This is a genomic window from Paraburkholderia sediminicola (genome assembly GCF_046026895.1).
Classification (GTDB): Bacteria; Pseudomonadota; Gammaproteobacteria; order Burkholderiales; family Burkholderiaceae; genus Paraburkholderia; species Paraburkholderia sediminicola_C.
Genome location: NZ_JAQQEU010000007.1, coordinates 169779 through 191595, shown reverse-complemented (window position 1 = coordinate 191595; position 21817 = coordinate 169779). Strand labels below are relative to the sequence as shown.

Here is a 21817-nt window from a genome sequence, read left to right as displayed (position 1 = left end):
CTTGCTGCTTCCCTTCAGATCTCAGCATCAGATCTCAGGCCCATGGGAGCGCACGATGGCACATATGATCTGGAAGGGCGCGATCAGCTTCGGGCTCGTCCATGTACCGGTGCAGTTGTATCCGGCGACGCAGTCTGAGAAAGTCGGCTTCAATCTGCTCGACAAGCGCACGATCGATCCGATCGGCTACAAGCAGATCAACAAGCGCACCGGCAAGGATGTGACGCGCGAGAACATCGTGCGCGGGTTCGAGTACGAAAAGGACAAGTACGTGGTGCTCTCGGATGACGAGATCCGCGCGGCGAATCCCGAATCGACGCAGACGGTCGACATCCTCGCGTTCGTCGACGCGCCCGACATCTCGTTCCTCTACCTCGACACGCCGTATTTCCTGACGCCCGACCGCAAGGGCGAGAAGGTGTACGCGCTGCTGCGCGAAGCGATGAAAGCCTCGGGCAAGGTCGGCGTTGCGAGCGTGGTGTTGCACAACAAGCAGCATCTCGCGGCGTTGATCCCGGTTGGGCCGGTGCTGGCGCTGAACACACTGCGCTGGGCCGCCGAGGTGCGCGACTTCGACGAATTCAAGCTGCCGCCCGAAGGCATGAAGGCCGCCGGCGTATCCACGCGCGAACTCGACATGGCGAAAAAGCTGATCGACGATATGAGCGATACGTGGGACCCGTCGCAGTATCACGACACGTTCCGCGACGACATCATGGCGCTCGTCGATCGCAAGATTCGCGCGGGCAAGACCGAGGAGATCACCGATGTCGAAGCGCCGCACGAGTCGCGTCAATCGGCCGAGATTCTCGACCTGTCCGACCTCCTCAAGCGCAGCCTGGGCCGGGGCAAGGGCCAGCAGCCGGCCAGCGGCCGCAAGCGCGCGGCCGACGATGACGACGAGAGCGGCGCCCAAGCCGAGAGCGAAGCTGCTGCGCCGGCTCGCAAGAAGCCGCGTGCGGCGAGCGGGGGCAGCACGTCGCGCAGTCGCGGCGCCACTGCCGGCGCTCGCACCGGGGCGAAGGCCGCAGCGAAAACCGCCGCTGCACCGGCAGCCCGCAAACGGCGCGCGGCGGCGTGAGTGCCCGGCTGATAAAGCCGGGCGTAAGCGCCGCGCCCACCCACCAGCGACGATGTCACCGCCATGAACGAGAGACTCGATCTCTACCACCGCAAGCGCCGCTTCGACGAAACGCCGGAGCCTTCCGGCGCCCAGGTCGCGCGCAAGCGAGCCGGCCGGAAAGCGGCGCCGCGCGCCGCGGACCATGCGCTTTCGTACGTGATTCAGGAGCATGACGCGCGGCGTCTGCATTACGACTTCCGGCTCGAACTGAACGGCGCACTGCTGTCGTGGGCGGTGCCGAAGGGGCCGAGCCTCGACCCGTCGGTGAAACGGCTGGCGGTGCACGTCGAAGATCACCCGCTCGAATACGGTTCGTTCGAAGGAGAGATTCCGCCCGGCAATTACGGGGCGGGCAGCGTGATCGTGTGGGATCGCGGCACGTGGGAGCCGGTCGGCAGCGTCGACGACGCGGCGCGCGCCTATGCGGGCGGCAAGCTCAAGTTCAGGCTTCACGGCGAGAAGTTGCGCGGCGGCTGGACGCTGGTGCGCAGTCACATGCGCGGCAGCGGCGACAAGGAGCAATGGCTGTTGATCAAGGAGCGTGACGACGAGGCGCGCGACGAGAGCGAGTACGACGTGCTGAAAGAGCGGCCGGGGAGCGTGCTGGGCAAGGGCGCGAAGGCAGCGGGTGCGGCGAGCGCGAAGGGGACTGATAAAACCGCGCGCAAAGTTGCAGGCAAACGCGCAAGCAGAGCCTCAGCGATCCTTGAAACCACCGCCGCGTCAAGCGCATCCGCCACTGCCGCGAAAGGCGCCAGCAAGCGCGGCGCGGCGAGTGCTGCGTCAAGCCGGGCCGACCCGAAGCGCCCCGATATCGTCGCCACGCGCACTACGCAGTCGCTACGTGAGCTGGCCGCGTCCCCGTCGATCGAAGGCGCGGTCAAAACCCGTCTGCCCGCGTCATTCAAGCCTCAACTGGCGATCCTCGTCGACGCCGCGCCGCCCGGCGACGACTGGCTGTATGAAATCAAGTTCGATGGCTACCGGGTGCTGGCCCGCATCGACCGGTCGGGCAAAGGCGGCGCCGTCAAAGTGTTCACGCGCGCCGGCAACGACTGGACCGCGAAATTCAGCAAGCAGGTGCAAGCACTCGATCACCTTGCCCTCGATAGCGCATGGCTCGACGGCGAAGCAGTCGTGCTCGACGAACACGGCGTGCCGAGTTTCCAGGCGCTGCAAAACGCATTCGACTCGAACCGCCCGCAGGACATCGTCATCTATCTGTTCGACGTGCCCTTTCTGAATGGCTATGACTTGCGCGACGTGCCGCTCGAACAGCGCCGCGCGATTCTGCGTGCGCTGCTTGAGGGCTTCGACGACCGCGTGCTGCGCTTCTCGAACGACTTCGACTTCAGCGCCGACGAGCTGCTCAAAAGCGCCTGCGACATGTCGCTCGAAGGGATCATCGGCAAGCGGCGCGACAGCGGCTACCTGTCGGGGCGCTCGCAGACGTGGATCAAGCTGAAGTGCCGGCGGCGCCAGGAGTTCGTGATCGGCGGCTATTCGGAGCCGGGCGGCAGTCGCGCGGCCTTCGGTGCGCTGCTGCTCGGCGTCTACGATGGCGAAGGCAAGCTGCGCTACGCCGGCCGGGTCGGCACCGGTTTCGACGCCACCCTGCTGCGCTCGGTCAAGCAGGCGCTCGACGCCCACGAGACCTCGCGCATGCCGTTCGCCAGCGCACCGCGCGAGCGCAGCCGCACGCCGGTGCATTGGGTGAAACCCGTGCTCGTCGCCGAATGCAACTTCGCGGAATGGACGAGCGACGGGATCGTGCGTCAGGCGTCGTTCGTGAGTCTGCGCGACGACAAGCCGGCGCGCCAGATCGTCAAGGAAGCACCCCGTCAAGGAGCCGACGTGCAACAACAAACCGAAACCGGGTCCGATGCTGCGCCGAAGAACCGCGCGGCGTCGAAACACGCAGCCACGAAGACCGCGACCGCAAAGACCGCGACCGCAAAGACCACGGCAAAACCAGCCGCCGCCGAAGTCGCCGGCGTACGGGTATCTCATCCCGACCGCGTGATCGACAAAAGCACCGGCACGCGCAAAATCGATCTCGTGCAGTACTACGAAGCGGTTGCCGACTGGATGCTGCCGCATCTGCAGGACCGGCCGGTCTCGCTGGTGCGCGCGCCCGAGGACATCGGCGGCGAGCTGTTCTTCCAGAAGCACAGCCAGAAGCTGTCGATTCCCAACGTCACGCAGCATCCGGGTCTCGACCCGGGCCATCCGGCGCTGATCACCGTCGAGACGCTCAAAGCGCTGGTCGGCGCCGCGCAGATGGGCACGGTCGAATTTCACACGTGGAATGCGGTCGCGGCGAACATCGAGAAGCCCGACCGCATGGTGTTCGATCTCGACCCTGACGCGTCGCTCGGCTGGGAGCGCATGATCGAAGCCGCGCAGCTCACGCGCTCGCTGCTCGAAGAACTCGGCCTCGAGTCGTTCTGCAAGACGAGCGGCGGCAAAGGACTGCACGTCGTCGTGCCGCTCGCGAAGCAGGCGGGCTGGGACGAGGTGAAGGACTTCTCGCAGGCCGTCGCGCAGCACATGGCGACGACCCTGCCCAAGTACTTCAGCGCGAAGATGGGCGCGCAGAACCGCAAGCAGAAGATCTTCGTCGATTACCTGCGCAACAACCGCGGCTCGAGCACGGTGGCCGCGTTCTCGGCGCGCGCGCGGCCGGGCCTGGGCGTGTCGGTGCCGCTTGCGTGGGACGAAGTCGCGTCGACCACGGGCGGCGATCAATGGACCATCGAGAACCTGCACGAGCGCCTCGCCGGTCTGAAGCGCGACCCGTGGGAGGACTATGCGAAGACCCGTCAGCGCATCACGGCCGCGATGAAAAAGCGTCTGGACCAAGCGCGATGAGCGCTTGCCGGTCGACCTCACTCAAACGACAAGGAGTACGTCATGAAAACCGCACCGCAATCGTCGGATGGCGACAAGCAGGCCGATCCGCATGCGCAAAAGCAGCCGCGTTCGTTGCAGGAAGCCGCCGCGCCGCTGCCGCATGAAGCCGACCAGAATCCGGAGTCGCAGCACGAGGACGGGCCGCGCCATGTCGGCAAGCAGGCGCACCGCGACCTCGAGCGCGGCCTGAAAGACACCGACCGCCGCGGCGGTGACGAGTATCAGCAGATGACGCAGAACGATGCGCATAGCGACGTCAATTCGGACGATAAGCGGGCTGGCAAAAGGCGGTAGCGCAGGCCACGGACGGGTGCAGGGCGGAGAATCTGCGCCGCGCGCATCAGCTGCCCGAAGCAGGGCGCGCGATCGGCAAGCTGGTGCCGACCGGGTTCTGAATCGCACATCGAGTTGATCGAAGCTGCCCGGCGTTGCGGCAATACGCGCCGGCCACGTATCGTTCGATGCCACGATGCGTGGTGCCAGCTGTCGCGAGGATCGGGGGCAACGCGTCGGAAGTCTCGTCGGCCATCGCTCACGCACAACCAGCACACAGACGAAAACACACGCAGAAGACGCGTCCCCGCAAGCGGGTTAACACCCAAGCTCGTGCGGCACGCGCAGCCTTGCGCTTGGCGTTAGACTGGTGGTGCATCATGCGAAAACGGCTGCGTGTCCCGCGACCCGGCTGGCCGCGCATTCCCCGGCCCCAGTCAGGCGGTGCGCGGAAAGTAGCGCTGAAGCGGGCGCGCAGCGGCACAACAACGAGGTGACAGTATGAGCTCCAGCTTCAAACTCTCCGCCGTTTCAGTTGTCGCTTCTCTCGTGTGCGCGCTCGCGCCCGGCATGCTCGTGCGGGCGGCTCACGCAGCCACGCCGATCACGGTGACGTCCCAGTCCGCGCTCGACGGTCCGATCCGCTACACGGTTCGCGTCACGTCGAAGCAGTTCGGCAATTCACAGGAAACCCGCACGATCCGCTCCGGCGAATCGGACGACTTCACGTGGAAGACCGTGCCGCCGGGCGGCCCGGTGGCGGGCACCGATGCGTGTCCGAACTATGCATCGCTGCCGGTGGACGCCAACGGCGCGATGATTCGCCAGACGCAGATCCGCTTTGCGCCGGTCGTGGCCAGCGACGGCACGGCGAGTGTGCAAATGAGCTTCCAGGCGCAGACGCCGCATGGTGTGAAGAGCGTCACGAGCGGCGGAAAAACGCTCAAGTGTCCGAACGATGTGAGCGTGAGCCAGATTCTGCGCTTTACGATGCCGGTCAACGGCAGCACGAAAACGCTGACGCTCAACGACGGCACTCAAGTGACGGTCAGCGCGAAGCGTTGAGGCGAGGCGCCGCGTAAGCGCCGCAACGCGCGCAACGTCCACGAGGTCGGCGGCGCGCAGGCGCCGCACGCGGCGTGCGCGGCTCTCGGCAGGCGGCGCTGCTCACCGCGGTTTCACCGCGCGCTCCACCAGTCGCGCGGACAGAAACCGGTGCTCCGCCGAGAACAGCCGCCGGTACGTCAGCAGCACCGCGCCCACGGTCCCCAGTGCCGACGCCGCGGCGATCAGAAACATGATGACGATCTGATAGCGGACCGCCTGCAACGGCGACTGCCCGGCCAGCACCTGGCCCGTCATCATGCCGGGCAGGCTCACCACGCCGACCACCGCCATCTGATTCAACACCGGCATCATGCCCGCGCGCACCGCCTGCCGCGCCGGCGCCTGTGCCGCTTCCCAACGCGTCGCGCCGAGCGCGAGCGCCATGTCGACGCGGTCGCGCCGCGCCGTCAATTCCTCGGTCATCCGCTCGATGCCGAGCGAGACGCCGGTCAGCGTATTGCCGAGGATCATGCCGAGAATCGGAATCGCATATTGCGGCTCGTACCACGGATGAATGCGTATCACGACGAAGAGCCCGGCTGCGGCGACCAGCCACGAACTGGCCCAGATCGACAGCACGCTATCCGCGCGCTGACCAGCATAGGTGCGACTGCCTCGCTGCGCGCCCGCGAAGCCGGCGATCAGCGTCATCACGATCATCAGCGGCAGCACGACGAACCAGCGGTCGTTGCGGAACACCCAGCCGAGCACGTAGCCGATCGCCAGCAACTGGACCACCGTGCGCAGCGCGGCCCACGCGAGCTTGCGTTCGAGATCGAGCTTGAGCGCGACCGACACCGCGCCGTTCACGAAGATCAGCAGCGCCGCAATCGCGACGTCCCACAGACTCAGGTTTTGCAAGGTCATTGGCCGGCCTCCTGATGCGCGGACGCCGCCTGCGCCGTTTCGTCGAGCACACCGGCGCGCATCGTCAGATGACGCTCGCTCATGCGCGCGGCCTGGGCGGGATCGTGGGACACCCACATCGATGCATGGCGGCCCGGGTCGGCATCGAACCATGCATGCACGAGACCTTCGATCGCCCGCGACGACTCCGGGTCGAGCGACGCGGTCGGCTCATCGAGCAGCAAGACCTCGGGCGCCAGTTGCAGCACGCGGATCAGCGCGGCGATCTGCGCCTCGCCGCCGGACAGTTCGCTGGCGCGCTTGTCGAGAAAGTCGGCGGCGCGACCCGCCTGGGCGGCAAGGCTCGCCGCGCGCGCGCGCTCGAAGCGCACGTCGCGATAGGCGCGCAGTTCGAACGGGTAGCGCAGGTTGTCTTCGACGCTGCCGTCGAGCAACGCGGGCCGCTGGCGGATATACGCGACGTTGCGCCGGTAGCGAGGAATCGCAGCGCGCTCGACTGCGGCGCCATGCCACAGGATGCGTCCGGCATCGAGCGGATCGAGCAAGGCGAGTGAGCGCAGAAATACGCTCTTGCCCGAGCCTGACGGTCCGGTGACCGCGACGCGGTCGCCCGCATGGAGTGCGAAGGTGGTCGGCTGCAGGAGGGTCTGGCCGCGCAGCGCATCGCGCCGGACGATGCCGTCGGCAAGGACGAGGGGGACATCGGTCATGAGTGGGATCGTAATGGGGTGGGCATGACGGCAACGCGGCAACGCGTATTCGTGGCGGCGCGCGCGGCCGGTCTGTTGTCCGGCTGTGCAGCATGATAAAACGGCAAGCACAAAGGTGGCGGCCACCAAGGTCCGGGCACGATATCTGCTGCTCGGTGCGCAACGTAGAACCATCGCGGAGCCTCTCAATGGCAGGGTCGAGCAGTATCGGACGCCGAATCGGAAAAATCATCATATGGCTGCTGGCGACCATCGTCGTCCTGATCATCGCGCTGGCCATTTTCATCTTGACGTTCGACTGGAATCGCGCCCGGCCGTATGTCAACGACAAGGTCTCGCAAGCTATCGGCCGGCCGTTCACGATCAACGGCGATCTGAAAGTGGGCTGGCAGCATCCGGTCGGCGAGACCGGCTGGCGCGGCTGGGTGCCGTGGCCGCGCTTTTCCGCGGCCAACATCACGGTGGCCAATCCCGACTGGACCAGGCAGCCGCAGTTCGCCACGCTCGAGGAAATCGACTTCGAGGTGAAGGTGCTGCCGCTCTTCGCGCACGACATCGTGATTCCCGCCATCAACCTCGTGAATCCTTCCGTCGATCTGGAACGTCTGCTCGACGGGCGCGACAACTGGACCTTCAAGCTGGCGTCGTCGAGCGGGCCGTCGGAATGGAAGCTCGATCTGCACGACATCGCGTTTGCGAAGGGCAATATCGCGCTGTCCGATCAGCAGAAGAAGGTTGAACTGCAGATGGTCATCGACACGCTCGGCCAGCCGATCCCGATCGGCGAAGCGATGAAGCAGCAGGAAGCGGCCTCGCGCAGCGAGTCGGCGCAGGCAATCGGCAAGGCGGGCGCCAGCCAGCTGACCGCGCAGGCCAATGCGCAGGCGGCGTCCGCGGCGGCCGCCGCGTCGGCGGCGGCAGCGTCTGGCGCGGCGTCGGCGGATGTCAGTGCATCGGGCACCACCGCGGCCACGGGAGCATCGGGGGCGCTGATGGCCGGCGGTTCGCGTGCGGCAAGCAACGCGAGCGAGGCGGGCGCAGCAAGCCGCAGCGTGGCCGCGTCGGGGGCGAGCGGGACGAGTATGGCGACGGGCACGCAACAGCAGACGCCGTCGTATGCAATTGGCTGGACGGTCAAGGGCACCTACAACAAAACGCCGGTGGCGGGCAGCGGCAAGGTCGGCGGCGTGTTGGCGCTGCAGGACGCGAACCGGCCGTTCCCGGTGCAGGCCGACGTGAAGGCCGGTGATCTGCACGTGGGCCTGGTGGGCACGATCACCGACCCGGCGCATCTCGCGGCGGTCGACCTGCGGCTCTGGCTGCAAGGCAACAGTATGGCGCGCCTCTATTCGCTGACCGGCGTGACCTTGCCGGACACGCCCCCTTACGCAACCGAAGGGCGGCTGATCGGCCAGTTCAAGTCGAGCGGCAACGTCTTCAAGTATGAAAATTTTACTGGCCGGGTGGGCGGCAGCGATCTGAACGGGTCGCTCATCTACACGGCCCGCAAGCCCCGTCCGTTGCTGCAGGGCGAACTGGTGTCGCATCTGCTGCAATTTTCCGATCTGGCGCCGGTGATCGGTGCGGATTCGAATGCGAGCAAGGCCAAACGCGGCGACGCGACCCGCCAGCCGGGCGACCGCGCGCTGCCGGTCGAGGAGTTCCGCACCGACCGCTGGAAGGCGATCGACGCCGACGTGAAGTTCACCGGCCGGCGCATCGTCAAGAGCATGGACCTGCCGATCACGGACGTGTACACGCATGTCGTGATGACCGACGGCGTGCTGTCGCTGGAGCCGCTGAGGTTCGGCGTCGCCGGCGGCTCGCTTGCATCGGATATTCATCTGGACGGCAGCGGCGTGCCGTTGAAGGGCCGCTTCGCGACGTCGGCGCGGCATCTGAAGCTCAAGCAACTGTTGCCGAACTTCAAGACGATGCAGAACGCGCTCGGCGAAATCAATGGCGACGCCGCGCTCACCGCGACCGGCAATTCGCCGGCGGCCTTGGCGGCCACCTCCAACGGCGAAGTGAAAGCGCTGATTACGGATGGCACGGTGAGCCGTCTGCTGATGGAAGCGGCCGGGCTGAACGTGGCGAACGTCGTGTATGAAAAGCTGTTCGGCAATCGCGATGTGAAGATCAACTGCGCGGCCGCCGATTTCGTCGCGACCGACGGCGTGCTGGAGTCACGCGTGTTCGCGCTCGACACCGGCGACGCGGTGATCAACATCGACGGCCACATCAATCTGCGCGATGAGACGATGGACTTGGGTGTGCATCCGCATACGAAGGGCTTCCGGGTGTTTTCGCTACGCTCGCCGCTGTATGTGAAGGGCACGTTCAAGGACCCGCACGTGGGTGTGAATGCGGCGGCATTGGCGTTGCGCGGCGGCGCGGCGGTGGGACTCGGCCTGATCAATCCGTTTGCGGCGTTGATCCCGTTGCTCGCACCGAGCAACAACAAGCCGCTGCCATGCGCGCAGTTGCTGGCGCAGGTTCGTCAGTCGCCGACGGCGCCGCCGCCGGGCGTCAAGCAGCGGCCCAAGGCGGCGCTTTCACTCGATGGCGCGCCGGTCAACAAGTCGGCCAAGGGGGCCGCCTCGTCGCCTGCCGCGGCCGACAAAAAGAAGCCCGCTGGGATGTCGCCGGCCAGTGCGGCCGAGTACAAGGGGAGCTGATGTTGTCCACATTGCCCGCGCACTGGCTGAGCTGGAGCGTCGGGGGCGGCCTGTCGATGATCTTTTTGGGGCTGATCAGCGTGCCGCCTGCGCGCGGCCACGCCGACGAGGTCATCGCGGAATAAGCAAGCGCCGCACCGATCTCGACACGTGTGCCGCACACGCAAATACGCTGCGCGCCGCGCCAGCGAGTTCACAAATTTTAACGAAGGGAAAGGGGATACAGCGCGGCCGGAGTGGAAAACCGGCGGCGCTGCCGGATCAATGCGGAGCCGATGTAAGGCCGGCAGTGAATGACGACCGCGTGCCTATCTTAACGACCGTGGTGTAGCATCACCGGCCGCATCCTGCCGGCGCATCCCGCGACGGGCGCCCACTCGCGTGGCACCGAATTCGGTGAGGATCTTGCCGCGCGCCCGGCTGGCAAACACGAGGAAACCGAAGCCGTCCGCCTCGTACCAGTAACCGCCGTTCTCGAGCCCGTCGAGCGGCTGCTCCAACGCATTGGTGATCGATTCGATGCAGCGCCGCCGCAACTCCGCTGCGGCCGGGTAAGGCGGTTGTGCGCCACGCACGCTGCACAGGAGCACGTCGAGCCCGGGCAACACATGCGCATAAAGAACCGGCTCGTCTTGCGCGCGGGCGCGCGCAATTTTGGTATCGAGCTGACCGAACGGCTTGAAATGCCGTAGTACCGCGAGGAACGACTCATCGCCGTCCACCTTCGCGCGTCTACGCTTTTTCGGGAAGGACATAAAAATTCGCCTGAAAAAGAATTGCAAGAAACGCAGCGTCCTCATGCGACAACTCCCGGCTTCGCGCGCCGCACGTCGATCTTTTATAGCATACGACAAGGCCGGATTCACGGTGATTCGACGACTGCGCCGCCTCCACCGCTTCCCGCACGAATCATGCCGAACCGCCTCGCCGCGCGCTTTCGCATCCCAGCACATCTGTCTCCATCATAGACGCCCGAGCCGTCGAAAAAACATCCGATACCAATAAAAAAGTCATTTTTATGTGGTCGAGCGCATCCTGCAGTGTCGTTGAAATATCTCCCGTTCACGTCGATAATGGCCCGTCCGGCTGCGCTGCACCGCTTGCCTGTCCGTTGCAGCAGAGGCGCGGCAGCGCGGCACGCAACGGCTGCTCGCGAGCCGCTTCGGCTTGGATGATCCCTCGACTCTTTGGGTGAACATGAAACTATTCACCAAGGGTCTGCTGCTGATTGCAGTGCCGAGCGTGGTGGAGCTGGCGCTTCTTGGCGTCGTCTTCGATACCCAGGAACAGACAGCGCAGGCCGCGCAGTGGGTCGACAACAGCAAGCAGATCCTGTTTCAATCGTCGGCTGTCGTCGATCCGCTGTTGCGTCAGGCCGCGCGAGTGCGCGCGGCGATGGCGACCGGCGACGCGTCGCTGATCGATCGCCATGCGGTGTGGGTCGATCTCGCCGACCGTCTGGCCAGGCTCGACGCGCTGGTCGCGCAAACGCCGCGGCAGGTCGAGCGTGTGCGCAACATGCGGCAGGCGGTCGACGCCTATCGCGCGCACGCCCTCGAGATTTCGCAGGCCATGCACGAAGGACGCAGCCTGGCTCCGTATGTCGCGCTGGAGACCGGCGCGTTGCCCGAGCAGGTCGCGCTGTTTCGCGAGGAGCTGGCCGCGTTCGGCAACGAGGCCGCGCGGCTCGACACTGACCGCTCGGCCGCGCTCGCCAGGCGGCGCGAACGCGAGCAATACGCGCTGGTCGCCGCCGTGCTCGGCTCGATGCTGATCTGGGCGGCCACCGCGGTGGTGTTCGCGCGCAACATCGGCCGGCGGCTGGAAGTGTTGACCGGCAATGCGCAGCGGCTCGGCAGCGACCGGCCGCTCGCGCCGCCGCTGTCGGGCCATGACGAGATCGCCGCGCTCGACGCCGTGCTGCATCAGACCGGCACACGTCTGCGCGAGGCGGACAAGGAGCAGGCCACGCTGAAGGCGCGGCTCGAAGCGCGCGCCTATGAACTTGCAAGTGTCAACGAGGAGCTGCGTCAGGAAACGCAAGACAACGAAATGTTCATCTACAGCGTGTCGCACGATCTGCGTTCGCCGCTGGTGAATCTGCAGGGTTTCTCGAAGGAATTGCAGGTGTCGTGCGACGAGCTGGACAGCATCGTCAGGCAGGCTGGCTTGCCGCAAACGCAACATCGGCGCATGGTGCATATTCTCGATGGCGACGTGCGCGAGTCGCTGCGTTATCTGCGTACCTCGGTCACGCGGGCCGCCGCGATCATCGACGCGCTGCTGCGGATTTCGCGCGCGGGCCGGTTCGAGTATCAATGGCAGCGGGTCAGCGTCGGGCGCGTGGTGAACCGGGTGATCGAGGCGCTGCAGGGTGTGATCAGCCAGCGCGCGGCGGTGGTCAGCGTGCGCGAGTTGCCGCCCGCCTGGGGCGATCCGGCCGCGCTCGAGCAGATCTTCAGCAACCTGATCGGCAATGCGCTGAATTTTCTCGACCCGGCGCGTCACGGGCATATCGAGATCGGCGCACTGGAGTCCGAGCCGGTCGACGAAAGCGATCCGCGCGCGGTGCGCATGCGCACGTACTACGTGCGCGGCAACGGACTGGGGATTCCGGCCGCGTATATGTCGAAGGTGTTCCGCGCGTTTCAGCGCCTGCATGGCGATGTCTCGAATGGCGACGGCATTGGTCTCGCGGTGGTGCGGCGCACGGTGGAGCGGCATGGCGGCCGGGTCTGGGTCGAATCGGCCGAAGGCGCGGGGTCGACCTTTTTCGTGGTGCTGCCCGAGCAACCGGTGCGCAACTGAAGCGGCGCGCGCGGTCGCGGCAACGGTGCGGACACGACGAGCGGTACGCACCACGAATCGTTAGCACGGAGAACCTATGAGTCACGGGGAAACGGTCAGCATCGTGCTGATCGAAGATGACGACGGCCACGCCACGCTAGTCGAACGTAATCTGCGCCGCGCGGGCATTTCGAATGGGTTCGTGCGCTTTCGCGACGGCCAGCAGGCGCTCGATTACTTCTTCGGCGCGCAGCCGGCCGATGCCGATGCCGCTGGCGGCTCGCCTGCGAGTCCGACGGCGAATGTTCCCCCCGCGCGCGAGAATCTGGCGAATTTCGTCGTGCTGCTCGATCTGAAAATGCCTCGCGTGGACGGCTTCGAGGTGCTGCGGCGTCTGAAGGAGTCGCCCAGCACGGCCGCGGTGCCGGTGATCGTGCTGACCACCACCGATGATCCGCGCGAAATCGCGCGCTGCTACGAACTCGGTTGCAACGTCTACATCTGCAAACCGGTCGAATATGATGCGTTCATCGAAGCGGTGCGCCGGCTCGGCTTCTTCCTGCAGGTGGTCAAGCTGCCGCCGGGCCATCGGCTCGCGGCGCCTTGAGCGCGGCTCACGAGAAGCTGTCCGAAAGCCGCTCGTGACAAGATAGATCATCCGACCGACCCATCGACACAGCCAGAGAATGCTCCGCATGACCGAAGAAGTGTCAACGCCGCAGGCCGCGTATGTGCTGGTCGTCGATGACGACGAAGGCATCCTGCGGCTCGCGCGCAAGTCGCTCGAACGCGCTGGCTGCCGGGTCGCGCTCTGCGCCGGCGTCGAGGTCGCGCGCGAGCGGCTGGCAAGCGGCAGTCCCGATCTGCTGGTGCTCGATTATCAACTCAGCGGACCCGAGACCGGGCTCGACTTCTTCCGCCGCCTGCGCGCGCAAGGCGTGCGGATACCCGCGATCCTCGTGACCGGCTTCACCGACGAATCGCGCGTGATCGAAGCGCTGCGCGCGGGCGTGTCCGACGTGGTGCCGAAGTCCGGCGATTACCTCGATTACCTGCCCGAGGCCGTCGAGCGCGTGCTGTCGCAAGTGCGGCTGCAAAGGGCGTCGGACGAAGCCTTGCTGCTGCGCGATCGCGAAGAACACTACCGCACTTTATCGGAAGCCTTGCCGCACCTCGTGCTGACGTACGACGCGGCGGGCGACTGCGATTTTCTGTCGAAGCAGTGGTACGACTACACCGGACTCGCATGCAATAGTTCGTACGGTCTCGCGTGGCTCGACGCCGTGCATCCGGACGATCGTGAAAGAGTCCGCCGCAACTGGCTCAAGGCGGTCGCGAGCCAGGCCGGCGATTACCGGCACGAGATGCGGATTCGCCGCCACGACGGCGAATACCGCTGGTTCGACGCGCGCGCGGTCGCAATGCGCGATGCCGAGCGCAACGTCACCAAATGGTTCGGCACGTGCACGGACGTTCATGCGCAGCGCGAGGCGATCGAGGAACGCGAGCGGCTGCTGGCGTCGGAGCAGGCAGCGCGCCAGGCCGCAGAAGAGGCGAACCGCGCGAAAGACCGTTTTCTCGCGATGCTGTCGCACGAATTGCGCACGCCGCTCACGCCGGTATTGGCAGGCGCGCGCGTGCTGGAGATGATCCCTGATCTGCCGGAGCAGGCGCGCAGCAGCGTGCGCATGATCCGCCGTAACGTCGAACTGGAAGCGCGGCTGATCGACGACCTGCTCGATCTGACGCGAGTGGCGAACGGCAAGCTGCGCCTGTCGCTCGAAACGGTCGACGTGCACGACGTGCTCGACAGCGTGCTCGACCTCTTTCGCAGCGAGATTCAGGTCAAGCAGCAGGATGTGCATGTGGACAAGCGCGCGACGCACCACTACGTGCTGGCTGATCGCGCCCGCTTGCAGCAGATGCTGTGGAACCTGATTCGCAATGCCGCGAAGTTTACGCCGGATGGTGGCCACATCTATGTGCGCACGCGCGACGAACGGATGCACGTGCAGCTATCGGTCGAAGATACCGGCATTGGCATCGAGCCGGAGCAGATTGGCAAACTCTTCAATGCGTTCGAGCAGGGCAGCCAGAACATGACGCGGCAGTTCGGCGGCCTGGGCCTCGGTCTTGCGATCACCAGGGCGCTGACCGACGTGCACGGCGGTACGGTCAGCGCGCACAGCCCCGGCCCGCACTGCGGCGCGACCTTCACGATTACGCTGCCGACCGCGGCCGCGCCGCTCGGCATGCAGCCGGCCGCCGCGCCGGACGAAGCGCATCCGGCCGGACTGCTGACCATTCTGCTGATCGAGGATCACGTCGATACCGCCGAGGTGATGTCGCAACTGATTCGCGGCCTCGGCCACGACGTGACGGTGGTGGGCCGGGTCGACGATGCGCTTGCCGCCACCCAGCAGCAGAGTTTCGATCTGATCGTGAGCGACGTCGGCTTGCCCGACGGCACGGGCCTCGATTTCATCAAGACGTTCCGCGAGCACTCGGACGCGCCGGCGGTCGCGTTGACCGGCTTCGGCACCGACGAGGACGTGCGCCGCTGTTTGAGCGCGGGCTTCACTTCGCATCTCACGAAGCCTGTCAATTTCGGCCAGCTTGAAACGATGATCGAAGCCGCCGTGAGGCTGAAGGCGCAGAAGCATGAGTGACGCGTAGGCTGCATCAACGCTTTTTCGCGCTCAGAAAGATGAAAGGCCTGTTGCGACGACAATCGCAACAGGCCTTTTTAATGGGCCCGGCCAACGCGCCGGAACGCTATCTTCAACGCGGTGAGTTCTTCAGCGCATCGCGGATTTCACGCAGCAGCAGCACGTCTTCCGGCGTAGGCGGCGCCACCGGTTCGGCCGGTGCGGGTTCAAGTGTTTTGCGCAGATTGTTGATGAACTTGACCATCAGGAAAATGATGAACGCGAGAATCACGAAGTTGATCAGCACGGTGATGAACGACCCATAACCGAACACTGCAACGCCGGCCGTCTGCAAGTCTTTATACGACGTAGGGTTGCCGTGGTAGGTGGGCGGAATCTCGCCGAGCCGAACGAACTTGTTCGAGAAATCGAGGCCGCCGGTAGCAAGCCCGACGACCGGCATGATCAGGTCTTTAACAATTGAATTGACGATGGTGGAAAAGGCACCGCCGATAATCACACCGACCGCGAGATCCATCACGTTGCCCTTGAGGGCAAATTCCTTGAATTCCTTGATCATGCTCATAGAGATCCTCCCAGATATCGAAGTATCGAATGATACCAACCTGGGACGGATAGGCTAGTGTTTCGGCCCGGGAATCGCTGAATGCGTCTATTGAGGAAACTGTGCCTGGCTATGGCGCGCGCGTTCCAGATGCGCGGCAAAACTGACTGGATCGGTATTGGTGCCGCACAACAGCACGCCCACGCGCTTGCCCTGCAACTGCTCGCGCAGCGGTCCGAGCAGCGCTGCGGTGGCGGCAGCACAGGCCGGCTCGACGGCAAGTTTCAGTTGTGCGAACAGGATCAGCATGGCCGCGCGCAGTTGATCGTCGGAGACGGTCACGAGCTGGTCGATATGGCGCCGGCACAACTCGTAGCTGTATTCCTCGGTATGCGGCGACATCAGCGAGTCTGCGATGCTGTGCATCTTGCCCATCTTTACCGTGTGATTGGCGGCGAAACTCCTGCTCATCACGTCCGCGCCCTCGGGCTCGACGCCGTACACATGGACCATCGGATTCGCGAGCCGCATGGCCGTGGCGACACCGGCGGCGAGACCGCCGCCGCCGACCGGCACGATCACTGCTTCGAGGTCCGGGGTTTGCGTGGCCCACTCGTAGCCGAGCGTCGCCGAGCCCAGCACCGTGCGATAACCGTTGAACGGATGCACGAAATAGCGGCCTTCTTCGGCCTCGATACGGCGCACCAGTTCGAACGCTTCGGCAATGTCTTCGGCGAACACGATGTCGGCGTGATATTGCCGGCATAACGCGACGCGCGCTGGATTCGCCGAGCGAAACAGCACGACCTTCGCGCTGATGCCAAGCCGCTTTGCCGCATAGGCGAGCGCCACCGCATGATTGCCGCCCGACACGCAGGTGACACCCGCGCTGCGCTGTGTTTCGTCGAGCGCGAGGAGGTTCGTGAATGCGCCACGCGCCTTGAAGCTGCCGCCCGCCTGCAACAACTCGAACTTGAAATTCACCACCGTGCTTTGCAGCGAGGAAAAGTCGAGCCGGTCGAACACCGGCGTTCGCATGACCCACGGCGTCAACGCAAAGTGCTGCGTGGCGATGTCGTCGAGCGTGGGGATCGGCTCGCCGTCGATCGTGTGGTCGGTGTGCTGCGGGGTGGCGGTAGACATGGCGGCAGCGGGTTGTCCTCGATATGCGTAAGACCTGTTTTGCAGCGCTCAGTTTCAGTGTGCGTGAGCTTCCACCGACATGCTGTGAATGAATTTATGCAGGAAGCGCTCGCACGCCACCAGCTGATCCAGCACGACGAACTCGTTGGCCTTGTGCGCCTGCTGGATGTCGCCGGGGCCGCACACGATGCTCGGAATGCCCGCCAGCGAAAAGAGCCCGGCTTCAGTGCCGTACGCGACCTTGCGTTTGTCCTGGTCGGCGGTCAGCGCGCGCACGAGCTGCGTGATCGCGGCTTGTTCAGACGAATCGAGTCCGGGCGCCGCGGCGATCTTCGTGATCTCGATGGCCGCCGACGGATGTTCGCGCAGCATCTTCGGCAACAGTGTTTCGCGCGCGTATTGATCGATGCGGGCGAAGATCGGTTCGGGGTGGAGCGTGGGCAGATTGCGGAATTCGAACTGGAACTTGCATTCGGCCGGCACCGTATTGAGCGCATTGCCGCCGCTGATCGTGCTGGTCTGCGCGGTGGTGAAGGGCACGTCGTACAGCTCGTCGAACGGGCCTTGCTCGCGGAACTGATCGGCTATGTCGCGGATGTAGCAGATCAGACGCGCGGCGTATTCGATCGCGTTCAGGCCCTGCGGCGTCAGCGACGAATGCGCGGCCTGGCCGCGCACGCAGCACTGATATGCGTTGATGCCCTTATGCGCGACGATCGGGCGCATGCTGGTCGGCTCGCCGACGATGCAGCCGTCCGGTTTCACGCCGCGCTTCATCAGGTCGGCAATCAGCAGCGGGGCGCCCGCGCAGCCCACTTCCTCGTCGAACGACAACGCGAAGTGAATCGGCTTGGCCAGCTTCGTGCGCTGCATGTCCGGCACGAGTGCGAGCGCCGCGCCGATGAAGCCTTTCATGTCGCAAGTGCCGCGGCCATACAGCTTGTCGCCGCGAATCTCCGGTTTGAACGGATCGCTGTCCCATTGCTGGCCGTCCACCGGCACGACGTCCGTATGACCCGACAGCACTACGCCGCCATTGGTCTGGCCATCGTGTGCGGGGAGGGTGGCGAACAGGTTCGCCCATTTGCCGCTGGCGTCGTGCGTGAGGGTGGCTTCGACACCGACCGCGCGCAGTTCGTCGCGCACGGTTTCGATCAGGCCGAGATTCGGATTGCGGCTGACCGTGTCCATCGACACGAGGCGGGTAACCCAGGGCAGCGAGACGGGAGCGGCAACCGGAGCGGAGGCGGACGACTGTGACGGCTGTGGGGAGGACTTCGCTGATTCAGCGACGTGAGACATGACTGGGACTCCGGCATTTGAGTCTTTCGATCATACCCAAAAAAAATGCGCTCGTATGCTGCGGTGGCTTATTGGCGCACCGCAGCATGAACGGAAAAAACGCAGGACGTCCCCCGGTTTTCTCATGCAAAGCCAACGCGCGTGACCGACGGACTCAGCGCGCTGCGGCAGCAGGCGCGGTGCCGCGGCTCGGCGTTCCGAGCGCGCGCAAAGTCTCCTTGACCGTTGCGACACGCACCGCGAGATCGGGGCTGCGCGTTTCGATACGCAGCTTGTCCTGACCCGCGAGCTTGATGTGCTTGTGCTTCTGCACCATCTCGATGATCCGCATCGCGTCGATCGGCGGATTGGGGATGAACTGCAAGCCGATCACCGCTTCACCCGCATCGATCTTCGAAATACCCAACGGCTTCGCGGCGAGCCGCAGACGATGCGTCTCCACCAGCGCATGCGCTTGCGGCGGCAACTTGCCGAAGCGGTCGATCAGCTCCTCCTGAATGCCGTCGATCGAGTCGTTGTGTTCGCAGTTGGCGAGGCGCTTGTAAAGCGACAGACGCTCCTGCACGTCGCCGCAATAATCGGCGGGCAGAATCGCCGGCGCGTGCAGATTGATTTCGGTGGTCGCGGCGAGCGGCGCGGTGAGGTCGGGCTCCTTGCCTTGCTTGAGCGCCGTCACCGCGTCGTTCAGCATGTCGGTGTAGAGCTGGAAACCGATCTCGTGGATCTCGCCCGACTGCTTGTCGCCGAGCACTTCGCCGGTGCCGCGAATCTCGAGGTCGTGCATCGCCAGATAGAAGCCCGAGCCGAGTTCCTCCATCTGCTGGATCGCTTCGAGCCGGCGTTGCGCCTGCTTGGTGAGCCCTTGCGGATCGTGCACCAGCAGATACGAATACGCCTGGTGATGCGAGCGGCCGACCCGGCCACGCAACTGATGCAATTGCGCGAGGCCGAACTTGTCGGAGCGATGAATCAGGATCGTGTTGGCGCTCGGCACGTCGATGCCGGTTTCGATGATGGTCGTGCAAAGCAGCACGTTCGCGCGCTGTGCGACGAAGTCGCGCATCACGCGTTCGAGTTCGCGTTCATGCATCTGTCCGTGCGCGACCGCGATACGCGCTTCGGGCACGAGCGCTTCGAGCATCTGGCGGCGATTCTCGATGGTTTCGACTTCGTTGTGCAGGAAGTAGACCTGGCCGCCGCGCTTGAGCTCGCGCAGCATCGCCTCGCGTATCACGCTGTCTTCCTCGCGGCGCACGAAGGTCTTGATCGCGAGGCGCTTTTGCGGCGCGGTGGCGATCACCGAGAAATCGCGCAGCCCTTCGAGCGCCATGCCGAGCGTACGCGGGATCGGCGTGGCGGTTAGCGTGAGCACGTCCACTTCCGCGCGCAACGCCTTCAGCGCCTCTTTCTGACGCACGCCGAAGCGATGTTCCTCGTCGATGATCACGAGCCCGAGGCGCTTGAACTGCACATCCGAGGACAGCAGCTTGTGCGTGCCGATCACGATGTCGACCGTGCCTTCGTTGATCTGCTGGATCGCCGCGTTGACCTCTTTGGTGGACTTGAAGCGCGACAGTTCGGCGATGCGCACCGGCCAGTCGGAGAAGCGGTCGGTGAAGGTCTGCGTGTGCTGTTCGGCGAGCAGCGTGGTGGGCGAGAGCAGCGCCACCTGCTTGCCGCCCATCACCGCGATGAACGCCGCGCGCAACGCGACCTCGGTCTTGCCGAAGCCGACGTCGCCGCATACCAGACGGTCCATCGGCTTGCCGCTTGTCATGTCGCCGATCACGGCCGCGATCGCGGCGGCCTGGTCGGGCGTTTCCTCGAAGCCGAAGCTCTCGGCGAACTTCACGTAGTCTTTCGGTTCGAGCGCGAACGCATGGCCGGCGCGCGCGGCGCGGCGGGCGTAGAGATTGAGCAGCTCGGCCGCGGTGTCGCGAATCTGCTGCGCGGCACGGCGCTTGGCCTTTTCCCACTGGCCCGAGCCGAGCGCGTGCAGCGGCGCGCTTTCCGGATCGGCGCCGCTGTAGCGCGAGATCACGTGCAATTGCGCGACCGGCACATAGAGCTTGCTGTCGCCCGCGTATTCGAGGTGCAGGAACTCGGTCTCGCCTTCGCCGAGGTCCATCGTGACGAGACCCATGTAGCGGCCGATGCCGTGCTGCGAATGCACGACCGGATCGCCGAGCTTCAGCTCCGACAGGTCGCGCACCATCGAATCGACGTTGCTTGCCTGTTCCTGGCGGCGGCGTCCCGCGCGCCGCGCGAGCGGCCCGTACAGTTCCGTTTCGGTGATGATCGCGATGCCGTCGGCCGGCACGGCAAAACCGTTGGCGAGCGGCGCGACCCCCAGCGAAAAGCGCGCGTCGCCGAGCAGCCAGTCCTGGAAGCTGTCGCTCGAAGCGGGCTTCAGATGATTGTCGGCCAGCAACTGCAGCAGCGTCTCGCGCCGGCCCGCCGATTCGGTGGCGAACAGCACGCGGTTCGGCGTGGTGTTCAGATACGCGCGCAAGGCCAGCACGGGGTCGTCCGCGTGACGGTCGATCGCGAGATCGGGCAGCGGCGTCGACCAGCCGCCGCCCGCGTTGGCAGGCAGCGCGAGCCGCGCGAACGGCTTGGCGAACGTGAAGAAGTCCTGGTCCGTCAGGAACAGCCGCTCCGGTTCCAGGATCGGCCGGTCGCGATCGTGCGAGAGGAAGTTGTAGCGCTGTTTCGTGTCGTTGGTGAAACGCCGGATCGCAGCCTCGAGATCGCCGACCAGCGCCAGTTGCGCGCCTTCGGGCAGGTAGTGGAACAGCGTCGCCGTTTCCGCGAAGAAGAGCGGCAGATAGTATTCGATGCCCGCCGACGGCACGCCGTTGCCGATGTCCTTGTAGACCGACGCGCGGCTCGGATCGCCTTCGAAGGTTTCGCGCCAGCGGCTGCGGAACGCGGTGCGCGCGGCTTCGTCGAACGGGAATTCGCGGCCCGGCAGCAGGCGCACGTCTTTCACCGGATAGAGACTGCGTTGCGTGTCCGGATCGAATGCGCGGATCGAATCGACCTGGTCGTCGAACAGATCGATCCGGTACGGCAGCGGCGAGCCCATCGGATAGAGGTCGAGCAGCGAGCCGCGCACGCAGTATTCGCCGGGACGCACCACCTGGCTCACGTGCTCGTAGCCGGCCAGCGTCAGTTGCGCCTTCAGGCGCGCTTCGTCGAGGCGCTCGCCTTGCGAGAACGAGAACGTGTAGGCCGCGAGGAACGACGCCGGCGGCATCCGGTAGAGCGCCGTGGTGGCCGGCACCAGCAGGATGTCGCAGCGGCCTTCGCCGAGATCGTGCAGCGTGGCGAGGCGCTCGGAGACCAGATCCTGATGTGGCGAAAAGGTATCGTAAGGGAGCGTCTCCCAATCGGGCAGCAGGCGCACCCGCGCTTCGGGCGCGAAGAAGCCGATTTCCTGCGACAGACGCTGCGCATCGACGGCGCTCTCGCACACGACCGCCAGCAATGGCACCTTGTCGCGATAGGCCTGATGGTAGCGGGCGATCAGCAGCGCGTCGGACGAGCCGTGCGTGCCGTCGAAGGCGAAGCGCTGGCCGGCCTTGACGAGCGCGACGGGCGGGGAGTACTGCGATGATGCGGCGATGTCTGGCATAGAAGAGAGAAAGCGGCCTCGGGCTCACACGGACGGCCAAGTTTACGCGCGTCAGGGCGTGGAT

16 protein-coding genes are annotated in these 21817 nt (G+C 65.3%); 9 read left to right on the top strand and 7 right to left on the bottom strand.

All coding sequences use genetic code 11. The features are described from left to right. The first annotated feature begins 55 nt into the window (after positions 1-55). From ku to PQR02_RS07775, 4 genes are all read left to right on the top strand, one after another. Positions 56-1081 carry a non-homologous end joining protein Ku gene (gene ku, locus PQR02_RS07790; RefSeq protein ID WP_408227887.1) on the top strand — a complete coding sequence of 342 codons (1026 nt, stop codon included), beginning with the start codon at positions 56-58 and terminating at the stop codon, positions 1079-1081. Positions 1082-1144: 63 nt separating this feature from the next. After that, complete coding sequence (gene ligD, locus PQR02_RS07785; RefSeq protein WP_408227884.1) at positions 1145-3994, top strand: DNA ligase D; 2850 nt, start codon at positions 1145-1147, stop codon at positions 3992-3994. Positions 3995-4036: 42 nt separating this feature from the next. Beyond that, a complete protein-coding gene (locus tag PQR02_RS07780) occupies positions 4037-4330 on the top strand; it encodes a hypothetical protein (protein WP_408227881.1) in 294 nt (97 codons plus the stop codon). A 480-nt stretch (positions 4331-4810) separates the two neighbouring features. Beyond that, a complete protein-coding gene (locus tag PQR02_RS07775; protein WP_408227878.1) occupies positions 4811-5374 on the top strand; it encodes a DUF6013 family protein in 564 nt (187 codons plus the stop codon). Positions 5375-5476: 102 nt separating this feature from the next. Here the strand turns inward: PQR02_RS07775 and PQR02_RS07770 are convergent, their stop codons facing one another. Next, positions 5477-6283: an ABC transporter permease gene (locus PQR02_RS07770; protein ID WP_408227875.1), complete on the bottom strand. Its 807-nt coding sequence runs from the start codon at positions 6281-6283 to the stop codon at positions 5477-5479. Continuing rightward, the gene (locus PQR02_RS07765) at positions 6280-6993 is read right to left on the bottom strand and encodes an ABC transporter ATP-binding protein (RefSeq protein WP_408227872.1); all 714 of its coding nucleotides are present in this window, start codon (positions 6991-6993) and stop codon (positions 6280-6282) included. Before PQR02_RS07765 ends, PQR02_RS07770 begins: the two co-directional genes overlap by 4 nt. 188 nt (positions 6994-7181) lie before the next feature. On the opposite strand from PQR02_RS07765, the gene PQR02_RS07760 reads away from it, so the two are divergent. Then, positions 7182-9671: an AsmA family protein gene (locus PQR02_RS07760; protein ID WP_408227869.1), complete on the top strand. Its 2490-nt coding sequence runs from the start codon at positions 7182-7184 to the stop codon at positions 9669-9671. Then, the gene (locus tag PQR02_RS07755) at positions 9671-9796 is read left to right on the top strand and encodes a hypothetical protein (protein WP_408227866.1); all 126 of its coding nucleotides are present in this window, start codon (positions 9671-9673) and stop codon (positions 9794-9796) included. Before PQR02_RS07760 ends, PQR02_RS07755 begins: the two co-directional genes overlap by 1 nt. Positions 9797-9979: 183 nt before the next feature. Here PQR02_RS07755 and PQR02_RS07750 read toward each other — a convergent pair whose 3' ends face one another. Continuing rightward, on the bottom strand, positions 9980-10471 hold the full coding sequence (locus PQR02_RS07750) for a hypothetical protein (protein ID WP_408227863.1): 492 nt from the start codon (positions 10469-10471) through the stop codon (positions 9980-9982). Positions 10472-10868: 397 nt separating this feature from the next. Here PQR02_RS07750 and PQR02_RS07745 point away from each other — a divergent pair, with 397 nt between their 5' ends. The 3 genes from PQR02_RS07745 to PQR02_RS07735 all read left to right on the top strand — a co-directional run bounded on the left by PQR02_RS07745 (position 10869) and on the right by PQR02_RS07735 (position 15127). Further along, positions 10869-12479 (top strand): sensor histidine kinase, encoded by a 1611-nt coding sequence (locus PQR02_RS07745; RefSeq protein WP_408227928.1) that lies wholly within the window; start codon positions 10869-10871, stop codon positions 12477-12479. 76 nt (positions 12480-12555) lie between these two features. Beyond that, the gene (locus tag PQR02_RS07740; RefSeq protein ID WP_408227861.1) at positions 12556-13065 is read left to right on the top strand and encodes a response regulator; all 510 of its coding nucleotides are present in this window, start codon (positions 12556-12558) and stop codon (positions 13063-13065) included. 88 nt (positions 13066-13153) lie between these two features. After that, positions 13154-15127 carry a response regulator gene (locus PQR02_RS07735; RefSeq protein WP_408227858.1) on the top strand — a complete coding sequence of 658 codons (1974 nt, stop codon included), beginning with the start codon at positions 13154-13156 and terminating at the stop codon, positions 15125-15127. Between the two features lie 112 nt (positions 15128-15239). Here the strand turns inward: PQR02_RS07735 and mscL are convergent, their stop codons facing one another. The 4 genes from mscL to mfd form a co-directional block, all read right to left on the bottom strand. After that, entirely contained in the window at positions 15240-15692 is a 453-nt protein-coding gene (gene mscL / locus PQR02_RS07730; RefSeq protein ID WP_408227855.1) for a large conductance mechanosensitive channel protein MscL, read from the bottom strand. Between the two features lie 87 nt (positions 15693-15779). Next, entirely contained in the window at positions 15780-16814 is a 1035-nt protein-coding gene (locus PQR02_RS07725; RefSeq protein ID WP_408227852.1) for a pyridoxal-phosphate dependent enzyme, read from the bottom strand. A gap of 54 nt (positions 16815-16868) precedes the next feature. Then, entirely contained in the window at positions 16869-18116 is a 1248-nt protein-coding gene (gene argE, locus PQR02_RS07720; protein ID WP_408227849.1) for an acetylornithine deacetylase, read from the bottom strand. A gap of 154 nt (positions 18117-18270) precedes the next feature. Beyond that, on the bottom strand, positions 18271-21753 hold the full coding sequence (mfd, locus tag PQR02_RS07715; protein ID WP_408227846.1) for a transcription-repair coupling factor: 3483 nt from the start codon (positions 21751-21753) through the stop codon (positions 18271-18273). Positions 21754-21817: the final 64 nt, after the last annotated feature.